The sequence below is a fragment of the Candidatus Chlorohelix allophototropha genome, from assembly GCF_030389965.1.
GTDB lineage: Bacteria > Chloroflexota > Chloroflexia > Chloroheliales > Chloroheliaceae > Chlorohelix > Chlorohelix allophototropha.
In genome coordinates this window covers 2101311-2114511 of the sequence record NZ_CP128400.1, presented here as the reverse complement: position 1 = coordinate 2114511, position 13201 = coordinate 2101311, and the positions used below count along the sequence as shown (strand labels likewise).

The window sequence follows — 13201 nt, the reverse complement described above, 5'->3', positions numbered from 1 at the left end:
TAAGCAGTAGCGGCTTGCACATGCTATAATTTTGGCAGAAGCTTTGTGGGCTGCGGCTATTATTTTTGAGAAGAGGTTGGCATGCTAGTCACGCGGATATTGAGCACGGTGGTGCTCGTCCCGCTCGTTCTATTATTTTTGTTCTTTAGCGTGGAGACTACTGCCTTGCTCGCCGCAATCGGTGCGGTAATCGGCGCATTTGAATTTTACGATATGGCGGTGCGCTCGCCTTACAAATTTAATCCTGTACGGTTGTTAGGCTATGGGCTGGCAGCGTTTTTATGCCTCGCCGGATACCTCAACTCGCTGCCCCTGATGTTGCTGGCAACTGCGCTCTACGCCCTTATATCCGGCGCAATCATTCTGGTACGCCCTGTCAATTCGAACGAACCCGCGCTCCGTAACCTCACCAATTGGGGCATCAGCCTGTTGGGATCGCTTTATCCCGCCTTGCCGCTAGGGCTTGCCGCTACCTTACGCGCCGATAGCAACGAATCACTCTGGTGGATTGTGCTGGCGTTGGTGGGTACATGGGGTACCGATACGGGCGCATATTTTGTTGGTCGCTTACTGGGAAAACACAAGCTTGCCCCCAAAATCAGCCCGAACAAAACCATAGAAGGCGCAATCGGGGGTGCGGTGGCGGGCATGGTTGGGGTTACGCTGGTGGGTGTGCTGGCTCTGCATATTCCGCTCTACTATACTATTCCGCTTGGGCTGACGCTGGCGGTGGGCGGTATCTGCGGCGATTTGTTCGAGTCGTGGTTCAAGCGGCGCTTCGATACGAAAGATTCGGGCAAGCTCATTCCCGGTCATGGCGGTTTGCTCGACCGCATTGACGCGCTGCTGATAGTCCTCACCCTTACTTATCTTTTCAAGCTGGTGTACAGCTAAAATCTGGCGCATCGGAATGCGTCCCTCTAGCACAGGTGTCATTAAATTATTTTTACAAATACTTTAGAATATTCATATATAAATTTAGGGTAATATTTATAAATAGTTTAAATAATTGAGTTAAAATAAAAGTGGATGCTGAGTGTGTTCTCAGCTATCTCAGATCGTGTTGAGACCCCTTTCTAAAAGCCGGGCTGTGTGAATTACCCCCGGCTTTTTTTCTTATTTAAAAGTTTTAAGCATTATTTTTACCGAAATATTAACCAACTTGTTTTAATTTATACTCAACTTGGCTTACGTCTGTACCTTTTTTTCGCTTGTAGCTAATTGAGGTGCGCTAAAGCTTTTTACGTTGCACAAGTTTGTCTAATCTAATATGAACGCGCCAAGAAAGGCACACATAGCATGCGGTTATTAAATATATTTCAAGCGTTTATGCTGTTGATAGTATTAGCTCTGGGAGCGTGCGGGGCTACGGAAGCAACTCTAACGCCTGTTGTGGTTCAGCCGAGTACATTTACTCCTACCGCTACCACAAGCGCAATAACTCCTACACCTACAACCCTTGCCGCGACTCCTACAATAGCGGCAACCCCAACCGCTACCACCCTTGCAGCAACTGAAATACCCACACCAGAAGGTCCAAATATTAGCGAAAAACAGATTTACGAGCAAATGCCCTTTCGTGAAAAAGTAACCGGCAGTCGGGATGTGACGGTAGCGGGCGTAAAGATGAAGGTTAATATTGGCTATATCGGTGACTTAGCCCCAAATGGAAGCACTGTTCTTGCGCAAAATAAAAGTCTTACTACCCTGAAGATTGCTGCTACCAAAATTGCCTTTAGTGACATGTATACTGATGCTGCGCTACAACAGACTTTAGCTCTGTATTTTGGGGTAAATAGTATGGCTCTTCGCAATAGACTAAACCCATCGTGGATGGATACCTTTGATCCAAAAACAGACCCCGGCGCAGTGAAATATATTAACAACTTTAATTTAAATAGCGGAACTTCTTTAGAAATCGGCTCACAAAGACCAAATCGAACTAAAATGAAACTTTCGGAAGTCAAACAAGTTTCAGTTATGATTACCTCAAACGAACCAAAAGATGGGGCAGTATCAGCTATACCCGGTTTGAGTACTCTTTATGGGGTATTCGCGCATCCCCTTGAGACAGGCTACGAAGTAATTATGACAATATCTCTTGACCCCCTAGGCATTGCAAAAATGGAAAAGAATTGGAATACAAATAATGACCCTGAAGTGTCAAAAGAATTACCGGCGTTAGAAATATATCTAAACTGGACACAATGTTTTGGAGGAGTATTTAATGATATGAATCTTAGATGGCCCACCGAAACAACCTTTGCAGCAATTACCAATGCCTACGCTGAAGTAGGGGGCGGACCCTATTCGAAAACATTATTTGACTCAAAAGCTACACTTGAACAAATCGTAAAAAACAACTTGTTTAAGATTCCTTATCTCTCGACTGCGCCCTAAAATGTTACAGTTCTAGCGCGGAGAAAAAAGTAAGACAAAAGCCGGATGGTGTGATTATATTTCCCATCCCGGCGTTGGTAGCGCTCTCGACTTTGCGGCGGTTCTCAGGAAGGTTGCACCAGAGCTAATACTCGCTTTTGTCCGCTTTCAAGCGCCATTCCTCGAACGCTTCTAGCCCTTCTTGGCGCAAGAGTTGGGTCATGGGGATTTTGCGCTGCTCTAGCGGACGCGCCATTTCATCATAGATACCAGACATTTAGCTTGATATCCGCTTTTAAGAGATTAAGGACCATAGGCTCACCCATCACCCCAACCCCGATAAACCCGATCCTCATAGCGGAACTCCTAAGTTTCTAAAGGAAAAATATTCCCGTATTTCTTCAAGGGTGGTCAAAAATTCATTCCACCTTTCCTTGCCAAAATTGTCCGTAAAACCATTTTGAATTTTCTCCCATTCAACTATGGCCTGTTTCACCACTTCCTGCCCTGACGGGGTAAGCTCCAGAGTTTTGGTAACACCTTTGGATGTGGCGGAAATTTTGAGCCATTTTTTTTTCGCCAAAGGCGCCACTTCCCGGTAAAGCGTGGTTCGTTCCAGGTTCAAATGTGCTGCCAGCTTCATTTGCGAAACGGGTTGGTAGCGCGATACGTTTACCAAAATGGCATATTGAGTAACGTTGAGGTCAAACGGTGCCAAAAAAGCATCATAAGCCCTGCCGACCACTCTGGAAGCCATTTTTAGATTGGTACAGGCGCATTGTATCCTGGCAAACTCAGGCGGGGTTTCTGTTTTATTCATTTTTACCCGTTTCCTTCCTCGAGAAATTTACTGTCTGCCAGCAATTCCTGTCCATAATTCACTACCAACTGGCAAAGCAGTTCAAAGTCTTCTTTGCGGCTGCGGTGGTTGGTAATGGCTACTCGAATGGCAAACCGGCCCTGTATGCGAGTGCCAGAAGGAACCGCTTTACCACTTTCTTGCAGCCGCAATAATATCTCCTGGTTGAGCCGATCCAATAGCTGTGCATCAAGACTTTCCTGGCTTGAGGGGTTAAAACGGAAGCAGACAATACTCAGTTCTACCGGTGCCAGCAGTTCCAGCAAATGTTCCTGCTCAATCAATTGTTTAAGATAGGCTGCCTGACGGATATTCTGTTCAATCAATTGTCCGAATAAATCTATACCATGAACTTTCAGAGAAAACCAAATCTTAAGAGCCTTAAAACTCCTTGAAAGATCCACTCCTCTGGCTGCAAATTCCAAGGGCTGGGCGGCAATACCCCGGTTTAAGGCGGTTAAATAACTTGGGGTTATGGAAAAAGCACTTTGATGGGCTGTTCTATCCCTGACTAGTATACAGCCTGCCTCGTAGGGCATGTATAGCCACTTGTGCAGGTCAAAAGCCAGGGAATCTGCCAGTTCCAATCCGGAAACCAACCCTGCCTGAGATGGCGTAAGCTTTACCAGAGCACCGATGGCGCCATCAACGTGAAACCACAAACCTTCCTGCCGACAAATCCTGGCAAGCCCTTCTAGGTCATCAATTGCGCCTGTGTTAACAGTCCCCGCGTTGCCAATCACACATATGGGATTTTTCCCCTGTGCTTTGTCCCGGCGGATGGTTTCTTCCAGCTCAGCCAGGTTAATCTTGTATAAGGCATCAACCGAAATTCGTTTTAAGGATTTATCCCCCAACCCCATAAGCTCGACTGCTTTCTGCGCCCAGCTATGGGTTTCAGTTGAGCAGTAAACCACAAGTTCTGCTCTTGTAACGGCAGGCTGTTGCAGCCCCTCCGCTCGCACATCAAATCCGGCTTTGACATTCCTCGCAACTGCCAAGCCAAGAAGGTTAGCAACCGTGCCACCACTTGCCAGCACTCCGGACGAAGTAGCCGGAAACCCGAGTAGCTCTGCCAACCAGCGAATAACCTGTTCTTCCACGTAAGCGGCTGACTGGTCGTACCCGGCTACGTGCGAATTCATTCCGGAGGCAAGCATATCAGCCAACATGGCATATGGAGACCCGGTTCCCATAACCCATCCCCAGAATCTGGGATGGATGTTGCCGGTAGGGTAAGGTAAAATCAGTTCTTTGAACTCCTCATAAACGTCACCAGCCGCTTCAGCCGCCAAGGGTAAAGGAGCCTTTAGTTTTTGTTTGACCTCTGCCGGAACGGGCTGCCAGACCGGGCGTTCCCTGACATTCTGGAGAAAATCGAACATGTCATCAAGCATCTGGTGACCCAGACTTTTTAGATCTTCCCAGTTTTCAGGATCGAGGGTTTGCTCGATTATATCTTCAGAAAATACAGAATTGGGATCAGGTGACGAGATCATATAGTAGAACTTATCCTTTCCTTTGATATATACTTGTAACTTATGATGTATATACATCATAAACCAAAATATTGCAAATCAGGTCACACTGGAGTGTAAGCAAAGTAAGGGTAAAAATTGGTTCTGTCCCACTTTTGATACCGTTGGCGAACTAATTTTACCTATGAAAAGGGTTTGAAAATAGCACTTTTTGGAGCGATTTAAGGCAAAAAGCAATAAAAATGCTCGGTTTTTGACCTAAATTGGAGAAAATAGAAATATTTAGGAGTTCGCCAACAGTAGCAGGTTGCACCAGAGCTAATACTCGCTTTTGTCCGCTTTCAAGCGCCATTCTTCGAATGCCTCTAACCCCTCTTGGCGCAAGAGTTGGGTCATGGGGATTTTGCGCTGCTCTAGCGGACGCGCTATTTCATCATAGATAAAGGAGTCGTCAAAACCGATAGCCTGAGCATCGGTGCGGGTGTTAGCGTAGTAAATCGCGCCCAAACGCGCCCAGTAGATTGCGCCCAAGCACATTGGGCAGGGTTCGCAGGAAGTATAAATGACACAGCCCGATAGGTTATGGGTTTGTAGGTTGGCACAGGCGAGACGGATGGCGTTAACCTCGGCGTGAGCGGTGGGGTCGTGGGTGAGCGTAACCGAATTTGCGCTAGCCGCGATGATTTCGCCATCGCGCACTATCACTGCCCCAAAGGGACCGCCGCCCTCTCGCACGCTTTCTTCCGCTAGGCAAAGAGCCTCGCGCATGTAAAGTTCATGTTGTTTCATCGAGTAAGATTATAAGCGCAACCGTGTACTAAGGCAATTCCGCCATTAATGATGGAATTATTCCATTATTTGTGACGGATTTCATAAACGTAAATATCTAGCCCATTAGTATTCACAAATAGTTCTTTTATAGTTCTTTTTTATAATTTGTACTATAGCTCTAAAATGTATTCAATTTTACAATTTAAGGGGTTGTGAAACTTTGGGCTAAACTTAGCCTGTAGGATTAGCAATAATGCGCCTGTTTGTACTTACCCACGTGGCATTACGATGGATTTTTCTGCCTTTATGAAGTCCATCATCGATATAAATATGTTGATGCAAAGTTACAATTACTAGTTGGAGGTTTTTGATGCGCTTTTTCAAAACAGGTTCATTTTTCATGGTATTACTTTTAGTGCTGGCGGCTTGCGGTGATAATACTGCTACTCCGGTGCCTGCCGCCACTACTGCGGCTGCCACTACTGCCGCTGGCGCAACCACTGCCGCTGCTGCCGGAAAGATTCAGGTTAGCGGCGCGTATATCAACGCTCCCAAACCGGCTACTACCACAATGGCGGGTGGAATGGCTACCACCGCTGCCGCCACCACAATGGCGATGGGTACTCCCGGCGCAAGCGCGATGGTCTCGACCGGGATGTTTTTGACCATCAATAACAGTGGCGCAGAAGCCGACAAGCTATTGGGCGGACAAACCAGCATTGCCGATGCGGTTGAAGTTCACACCTTTGTCAATTCAAAAATGGTGCTTGCCGAAACTGCGCCCGTACCGGCGAACGGTTCGCTGACGCTTGCTCCCGGCGGTCTGCACATCATGTTAATCGGAGTCAAGCAACCACTAACGGTTGGTCAGAAAGTGTCCGTGACACTGAACTTTGAGAAAGCCGGTAAGGTGATAGTCGAGGCTGAGGTTCGCGCCTCCTAACCACGAACCTACCTCGGAGACAAGGGACTAGGGAACTTTAAGAAATTAATTCGTAAATAGACCAGAGGGCGTATTCAAATACGCCCCTACGAACCCGAATCTCATCGGTTCGTGTGTGTGCCACAATCCCCGTGTTTGTGCCAAACCAACGTATCATTGCGCCGTTCGGGGTATCCCCCATCCGGGGCATACCCTTTCAGGGTACAGGCAGCAGGGCACATTCCGATGCGCCCGGTATTAACCAACGCCCCTACGAACCCGAACCCCGCACCTGCGCCAACCATCTCTTCGTGATTTGGGTAGAAGGATGTTGTGAACCGAGCTTCTTGGTGAAAATCTCCAGAGCGCGGGAGAACAACCGCTCCGCCTCCGCCCGTTCCCCCATCTCATACCGCAACGCCCCAAGGTTGTTGAGGCTGTTTGCCACATCGGGATGGAACTCGCCCAACTGCTTCTCCCGAATGGCAAGGGCGCGTTGCAAAAGCGGCAGCGCGGCGGGCAGGTCGCCCATCGCCTGTAGCAATAACCCCATGTTGTTGCAACCAGTCGCTACCTGTGGATGGTCTGCGCCAAGTTGCTTTTCCCAAATGGCAAGGGCGCGTTGGAAAAGCGGCAGCGCGGAGGCGTATTCTCCCATCGCCTGTAGCAATAACCCCATGTTGTTGCAGCAACTTGCCACGTTAGGATGGTCTGCGCCAAGTTGCTTTTCCCAAATGGCAAGGGCGCGTTGGAAGAGAGGCAGGGCGGCGGGTAAATCTCCCATCGCCTGTAGCAAGCTCCCAAGGTTGTTGAGGCTGGTCGCCACATCGGGATGGAACTCGCCCAACTGCTTCTCAAAAATGGCAAGGGCGCGTTGGAGAAGGGGCAGGGCGGCGGGCAGGTCGCCCATCGCCTTTAGCAAGCTCCCAAGGCTGGCGAAGCCTGTCGCCAAAGAAAGATGGAACTCGCCCAACTGCTTCTCAAAAATGGCAAGGGCGCGTTGGAGAAGCGGCAGGGCGGCGGGCAGGTCGCCCATCGCCTTTAGCAACATCCCAAGGTTGTTGAGGCTTTGCGCCACATCAGGGTGTTCCGAACCGAATGACTTTTCCCGAATAGCAAGGGCGCGTTGGTACAAAGGCAGGGCAGCGGGCAGGTCACCCATCGCCTGTAGCGCCATTCCCAAGTCGTTCAGGCTTTCAGCCACATCCGGATGTTCTGAACCGAGCGACTTTTCCCGAATAGCAAGGGCGCATTGGAAATAGTTCCGCGCCTGTCGGTAATCCGCTCTCGCACCGTATATATAAGTCCCAATCTGGTTGTACAGATAACTGGCATCTGCCAAAGCCACGCCCCGTTCCTCCGCGTAGCCCGCCGCCGCCAGCCCCGCTTCCAGCAACTGTCCGTATTCCTCCCACAGCTCTATTTTCTTACTCAAATCCCCAGAGGGGTAAGCGGCATGCAGCAGCCCCGCCGCTTGTTCCAGTCGGGTGGTGTCCGTGCCTTGCGCCGTCCGCAGCGCCAGCCCCACCAAGCGGTGCAGCGTCAGCCCTTTCTCGCTCACCTCCGCCAGCGAATAGCGTTTTATCGCCCCAATTGCCTCGTCCCAATCCAGTTCATCCCCTGCTGCTGCCGCCAATCGCTCCGGCAACTTGTCCGCATGCTCAAGGAACAGGCTAAAGGGGATTTCCGCCACTCCTAGCCACGCGCACAACTCTAGCAATTCCGCGCCTGCCGGGTTTGCCTCCCCCAACGCCTTGAACGAAATCTCCCATGTGGTGGCAACCGTGTCGTTGTGGTAGCCCTCCGGCGCATTGCCCCGCTTCAGCAATTCCAGCCTCCGCTTCTTGAACAGCTCTAGGTACGATTCCCCGCTCTTGGATTTCGCGTTCATGTAGGCGGCTGCCTGTTCGAGCGCAAGCGGCAAGCCCCCCAACTCCTGCGCCAACTCCTCGAAAGCGGGGTCAGCTCTTCCCACGCGCTTTTCCAGAAACTGCACGCTTTGACTCTGCCCCCATATTTGGGCTGGCAAAGGCTTGATGCTCTTGCCCCAATCGCCATTGTAGCGCGAAGTAATCAGGGTTTGCCCGTTGCCGCTACCGGGTAGATAGGGCAGAATATGGGCGGGTTCTTCCACGTTGTCCAGCACCAACAGCCAATGGGTGGGGCAGGTTCGTAGGTGTTGGAGGGCGAGGGCAATCACTTCTTCTTGTTCGGTTGCGCCGGGGGTCGCCAGCTTGAGGGCATAGGCGAGGTTGGCAAGGTCAGAGCGCAGAGAAGTCGCGAACTCGGCGTTGACCCACCACACCAACTCGAAACATGTTTTATTGCGGTAGGCGTATTCCACCGCCGTTTGGGTTTTGCCAACACCGCCCAAGCCAGCCACCGCTTGCTGAGTGATGGCGGAAGTCTGCGCCTTTTCGAGGTCAGCCAACAAATCCTCGCGTCCGGTGAAAAAGGCGTTGCGCTGATGCGGCACCTGAAAAATACGATTTTCAGACGAGGGCAACGCCAACAAGCTTTCCAGTCGCTCAATCTCTTTTTCGATGTCGCCAATTTGGAGGGGAATATGAGCAGGGACATTAAATTGCCCGAATCCGGCTAACTGTACCTGAAGGGTGGCAAGGTTCTTTCGGTGGTTTTCAAGCTGTCTTTTATAAGAATCGCGCTCGGAAAAGTTATCGCTCAAGGCATTATCCCCGACAAGGCTAAAACGCAGGTTAAACCGTTGCTAAACTACGCAAACATTATAGCGGGAAAAGCGCGATTGGCACAAGCGGGAAATCTCATGGAATGTGCCACCCATCGCGGGCGTGTCGAGCCACGCCTCTACCAACGCGAACCTCACCCGTTCGCACCTATACCAAATCCCCGTGTTTGCGCCAACCCACACGAGGGCGCATTCCCCCAATAATGTTGACATGCGCCGCAAGTTTTGTTATTGTCCACGCATGGGCATACAGGCGAGATATATCGCTGAGGACGACTTGGCACAGTGAAAAATCTTCTCAAACGGCTGAAAGGGCTAACGCTGGTTTTGCTGATTTTGCTGGCGGCGTGCGGTAGCGAAAGTTCTGGCTCGCCCGGCTTTAGCTTCCAGACCCCCACGCCCACCGTGTTGCCGCCCTTCGCCGCCGCCTCGAACCTTACGCCCACACCCGATTTGCAAGCCAACAACGGCGCAAGCGTAGCGCCCCCCACTGCCACGCCCACTACCGTACCGCCCACGCCCATCGTTCCGCCTACGCCCACCGCCCCGCGTGAAGCAACCTTGAGCGGGGATGATTTGGGCATCGCCGAGTGGAGTGACACCCAAATCAGTTGGTCGCCCAACGGCACAATGTTCCTGCTGCAAGCGGGTAGCCCCAACAACCCCCTCGCCTTTTACTTTCTGGTGCGCCCTCCCGCCAGCGTAGTTGCCAGCTACAAGCTCAGTCGCTCGGCATTTTCCACTTTCCAGTGGTCGCCCGACAACCGCTACCTGAGCTATATTCAGCAAGATGCGGACGGTGGCGCAGGCGCGGTGAAGCTGATTGACACCGAGGGGATTGCCTATCAAGCCCTTGAGTTGTTCAAGGGCCCATGCACCGGGGCGCAATGGGTTGGTTCGGGCAAAGTGGTGGCAGCGTGTGGCAACGCAGTCTATCTGCTCGATACTTCTGGCAAGAACGCGCCCGAAAGCATTTTCAAGCTGGACGAGCAAGGGCGTTTCCCCGGTTCACCCATTGCCCTTTCGTTGGTGGCGCGCGCCCTTCCCTCACCTGACGGTAAAAGCGTTGCCATGTTCGGCTTGCAGACCAGCCTAAGCGCGAAAACGCCCATCGGCGAAATCGGTTTCCTCAACCTAGAAACGCGCAAATTCGATGTGCTAGATCGCAATGATCGCCCGGTTGCGCCCGTGGATTGGACACCCGATAGCAAGTACCTGATTCTACGCAATTTAACTTCCGATTGGACGGTTTCCTACACCTACGATTTTTACTTGGCAGACCCCGCTAAACTTAAGATTGCCCGCAACCTCACCAAATCGAATCCCAATTGCGACCCGGTGCTTGGCAAGTTAGGCTGTCAGGGAGTGCAAGCCAGTACCGCCCAAACCAGCAACATCTTTTTTGCGCCCGATGGCAACCACTTTCTGACAACCGCGTTGCGCTACGTGCCGCGTCCCAACGTGGGTTTGCAAACCGCCGAGCGCATCCTGAGCGGAACTGTCAGCGATGGCAAGCTCACCCAATTGGTGGAAAACGCGGCGGGCGGCAAAGTCGTCAGCCTGATGTGGCTACCGGGCGGGCATTATTTCTATAGTTTTGTGCCGGAAGGAGGCGGGGCGCGTTTGTTTCTGGACGGCAAGCCGTTGACGGTGAGCGCGATTCAGCCCAAGCCCACCGCTACCCCCACACTCAATTCTAGCTTGCTGGAAGGTTCGGTGTACGGCTTTCAGGTTCAAACCAGCACCAGTGCAAGCGCCAGCACCACCGCAAGCCCTGCCGCGACTCCTGCACCCACTAACGCGGCAAGCCCTGCACCGACCACCACTGGCAGCGTCACACCCGCGCCTTCTTCCAATATCGTGACGGTGGTAGTGACCACTTCCTCCGGTTCTGCGCTTACACCGCTTGCGCCCGACCTTACGCCCTTGCCCACCCTCAAGCCGATACCCACGCCCACCACTGCGCCTAAAGTCAGTAAGGATAAGCCGCTACTGTTTGGCTATTACGCCTCGCCCACTGGGAATTGGGTTATTTCGTTGGAGAAAATCAGCGACACCCGCGCGGCGCAATACCAAATCCGTCTGATTCCCGCCAGCTTGAAGTAAGCGCAAAAGCGGTGAGGGGGGTGCAGGTGGTGTCCCCTTGAACTCACTCACTCTCCTTCTCTCCGGTTGGCGTAGCAGTTTAGAAGTAAGAGCAAAAGCGATGGGGGGTGCAGGTGGAAAGCCTGCCGGGGTGACAAGGGGTGTCCCCTTGAACTCACTCACTCTCCTTCTCTCCGGTAGGCGTAGCAGTTTAGAAGTAAGGGCAAAAGCGATGGGGGGTGCAGGTGGAAAGCCTGCCGGGGTGACAAGGGGTGTCCCCTTGAACTCACTCCCTCTCTCTCCTTCTCTCCGGTAGGCGTAGCAGTTTAGAAGTAAGAGCAAAGCTTGAAAGGAATGCTATAATTAGCGCATGGGAAAGAAGTTTAACCTGTTTTGGGAAGTAACGAAATATTGGCTACCGCTGGTGGCGCTCACCACAGTTTTTTGTGCGCTGGTGTACGTGGTGGCGCAAAACAACCTGAGAAGCAACGCCAACGACCCGCAAATTCAGATGGCGGAAGATGTCGCCGCCAACCTTGCCAACGGCACAGCCCCCCAATTGCTCGACAAAATTGACATGGCGAAAAGCCTCGCCCCCTACCTGATCGTTTTTGACGATAGCGGCAAGGTTCTTTCCTCCTCCGCCACACTGGACGGGCAAACTCCGCTGCCACCTTCGGGCGTCTTCCCCGATGGCAAAAGCAAAGGCGAGTTACGGTTCACTTGGCAGCCGCAATCGGGCGTGCGAAGCGCGGCAGTGTTGGTGCACTTCAGCGGCAAGGATTCGGGCTTCGTGTTGGCGGGTCGCTCGCTGCGAGAAGTGGAAAAGCGCAAGGATAGTTTAACCCAATTGGTGGCGTTGGGCTGGTTAGCAGCTATAGTTGTCACACTACCGCTCGTTCTGTTCTTCAGTTGGTATCCCCGCCGAACAGCAAGAGCGTAGGTTACGGCAAACGCTCAGAAGGGAACACTAGCCCCTCGCCTCGAATCAAAACAAGGGGCGAGAAAACCCCTTGTTTGAACTAATCTATTAATTCTAGCGTTTAGAAATCGCCGCCTGAGCCGCCGCCACCGAAGTCGCCGCCGCCGCCGCCGAAATCACCACCGCCACCACCGCCAAAGTCTGCGCCAGAGCCGGCATCATTACCATCGCTAGAGCCGCCGCCGCCCCAACCGCCTTGGTTGCCGCCGCCGCCCCAACCACCTTGATTGCCGCCGCCCAACGCCCTGCCGATTTCGTAACCGATTACGCCACCCAACAGCGCGTTACCGATACCACCGCCCTGCTGCTGTTGCGGGGGATAGTAACCGGGACCCGGACCGTAGCCGGGTTGTTGCGGGTATTGGGGATATTGGGGCTGCGGATATTGCGGCTGCACATACTGAGGCTGCACCCCGCGAGGACCCATTCGCCGCCGCGCCGCAATCACTAAGAAAACAATCACCAGCAGGATACCGCCGAAGATTACAAAGCCGACAAAGCTACCCGCGCCGCTGCTTATACTGCTGGCATTCTTTGCCGCATTGATAGCCGCTGTTACCGCGCCACTCCACTGACTTGAGTTGGTACGCAACACCACCGCTGCCGCCTCTTCGATATTGGTTGATTCGGTGGCAGTGATACCCATCGCCGAACCCGGATCCACCACCACCGTTTGCAGGCGCGAGGTAGCATCGGTGCGGTTGGAAATACCGATGGTCAGCGTGGTGGTCGCGCCGGTTTTGTTCACTATGTAAGTTTTAAAGCTGGTTTTATTGCTGTACTGATTGCTGGTAACAATGTACACATCAAAGGGCAGGCTTTTCACCTGCGCCGTCAATGCGCTACGGTCTGCTGCGCTGAACAGATTCAGCGGGTCTTCAAAGGTAAGAACGCCAGCGGCATATATGTTGCTCATAGGGAGAAGCAACAGCCAACCCACCAACAACGCCAGCGCACCCGCCAGCCAACCCTTTTTAGTTTTCACCAAAATATTAGTCATAATTTGAAATACTCCTTT

At 52.2% G+C, this 13201-nt stretch carries 15 protein-coding genes; 7 read left to right on the top strand and 8 right to left on the bottom strand.

Annotated features, from left to right (window positions below):
• Positions 1-81: 81 nt before the first annotated feature.
• Together OZ401_RS21710 and OZ401_RS21705 are read left to right on the top strand one after the other, a co-directional pair.
• Positions 82-894: a phosphatidate cytidylyltransferase gene (locus tag OZ401_RS21710; protein ID WP_341470624.1), complete on the top strand. Its 813-nt coding sequence runs from the start codon at positions 82-84 to the stop codon at positions 892-894.
• A 405-nt stretch (positions 895-1299) separates the two neighbouring features.
• Positions 1300-2400 (top strand): hypothetical protein, encoded by a 1101-nt coding sequence (locus tag OZ401_RS21705; protein WP_341470623.1) that lies wholly within the window; start codon positions 1300-1302, stop codon positions 2398-2400.
• Between the two features lie 124 nt (positions 2401-2524).
• On the opposite strand, the gene OZ401_RS21700 is transcribed toward OZ401_RS21705, so the two are convergent.
• From OZ401_RS21700 to OZ401_RS21680, 5 genes are all read right to left on the bottom strand, one after another.
• Positions 2525-2656: a hypothetical protein gene (locus OZ401_RS21700; RefSeq protein ID WP_341470622.1), complete on the bottom strand. Its 132-nt coding sequence runs from the start codon at positions 2654-2656 to the stop codon at positions 2525-2527.
• Positions 2640-2693, bottom strand: coding sequence for a hypothetical protein (locus OZ401_RS25845; protein ID WP_341471845.1), 54 nt, complete (start codon positions 2691-2693; stop codon positions 2640-2642). Before OZ401_RS25845 ends, OZ401_RS21700 begins: the two co-directional genes overlap by 17 nt.
• Before the next feature lie 38 nt (positions 2694-2731).
• Complete coding sequence (locus OZ401_RS21690) at positions 2732-3199, bottom strand: MarR family winged helix-turn-helix transcriptional regulator (protein ID WP_341470621.1); 468 nt, start codon at positions 3197-3199, stop codon at positions 2732-2734.
• Between the two features lie 2 nt (positions 3200-3201).
• Positions 3202-4737: a pyridoxal phosphate-dependent decarboxylase family protein gene (locus tag OZ401_RS21685; RefSeq protein WP_341470620.1), complete on the bottom strand. Its 1536-nt coding sequence runs from the start codon at positions 4735-4737 to the stop codon at positions 3202-3204.
• A 297-nt stretch (positions 4738-5034) separates the two neighbouring features.
• Complete coding sequence (locus tag OZ401_RS21680; RefSeq protein ID WP_341470619.1) at positions 5035-5505, bottom strand: nucleoside deaminase; 471 nt, start codon at positions 5503-5505, stop codon at positions 5035-5037.
• A 352-nt stretch (positions 5506-5857) separates the two neighbouring features.
• Here OZ401_RS21680 and OZ401_RS21675 point away from each other — a divergent pair, with 352 nt between their 5' ends.
• The gene (locus OZ401_RS21675; protein ID WP_341470618.1) at positions 5858-6430 is read left to right on the top strand and encodes a copper chaperone PCu(A)C; all 573 of its coding nucleotides are present in this window, start codon (positions 5858-5860) and stop codon (positions 6428-6430) included.
• A 101-nt stretch (positions 6431-6531) separates the two neighbouring features.
• On the opposite strand, the gene OZ401_RS21670 is transcribed toward OZ401_RS21675, so the two are convergent.
• Together OZ401_RS21670 and OZ401_RS21665 are read right to left on the bottom strand one after the other, a co-directional pair.
• Positions 6532-6714, bottom strand: coding sequence for a hypothetical protein (locus tag OZ401_RS21670; protein WP_341470617.1), 183 nt, complete (start codon positions 6712-6714; stop codon positions 6532-6534).
• The gene (locus tag OZ401_RS21665; protein WP_341470616.1) at positions 6681-9095 is read right to left on the bottom strand and encodes a tetratricopeptide repeat protein; all 2415 of its coding nucleotides are present in this window, start codon (positions 9093-9095) and stop codon (positions 6681-6683) included. Before OZ401_RS21665 ends, OZ401_RS21670 begins: the two co-directional genes overlap by 34 nt.
• 39 nt (positions 9096-9134) lie before the next feature.
• Between OZ401_RS21665 and OZ401_RS21660 the strand changes: the two genes are divergently transcribed.
• From OZ401_RS21660 to OZ401_RS21645, 4 genes are all read left to right on the top strand, one after another.
• Positions 9135-9320 (top strand): hypothetical protein, encoded by a 186-nt coding sequence (locus OZ401_RS21660; protein WP_341470615.1) that lies wholly within the window; start codon positions 9135-9137, stop codon positions 9318-9320.
• Positions 9321-9401: 81 nt separating this feature from the next.
• Positions 9402-11222 carry a hypothetical protein gene (locus OZ401_RS21655; RefSeq protein WP_341470614.1) on the top strand — a complete coding sequence of 607 codons (1821 nt, stop codon included), beginning with the start codon at positions 9402-9404 and terminating at the stop codon, positions 11220-11222.
• A gap of 37 nt (positions 11223-11259) precedes the next feature.
• A complete protein-coding gene (locus tag OZ401_RS21650; protein WP_341470613.1) occupies positions 11260-11517 on the top strand; it encodes a hypothetical protein in 258 nt (85 codons plus the stop codon).
• 54 nt (positions 11518-11571) lie between these two features.
• Positions 11572-12144, top strand: coding sequence for a hypothetical protein (locus tag OZ401_RS21645; RefSeq protein ID WP_341470612.1), 573 nt, complete (start codon positions 11572-11574; stop codon positions 12142-12144).
• A 100-nt stretch (positions 12145-12244) separates the two neighbouring features.
• Here the strand turns inward: OZ401_RS21645 and OZ401_RS21640 are convergent, their stop codons facing one another.
• On the bottom strand, positions 12245-13183 hold the full coding sequence (locus tag OZ401_RS21640) for a hypothetical protein (RefSeq protein ID WP_341470611.1): 939 nt from the start codon (positions 13181-13183) through the stop codon (positions 12245-12247).
• Between the last annotated feature and the right edge of the window lie 18 nt (positions 13184-13201).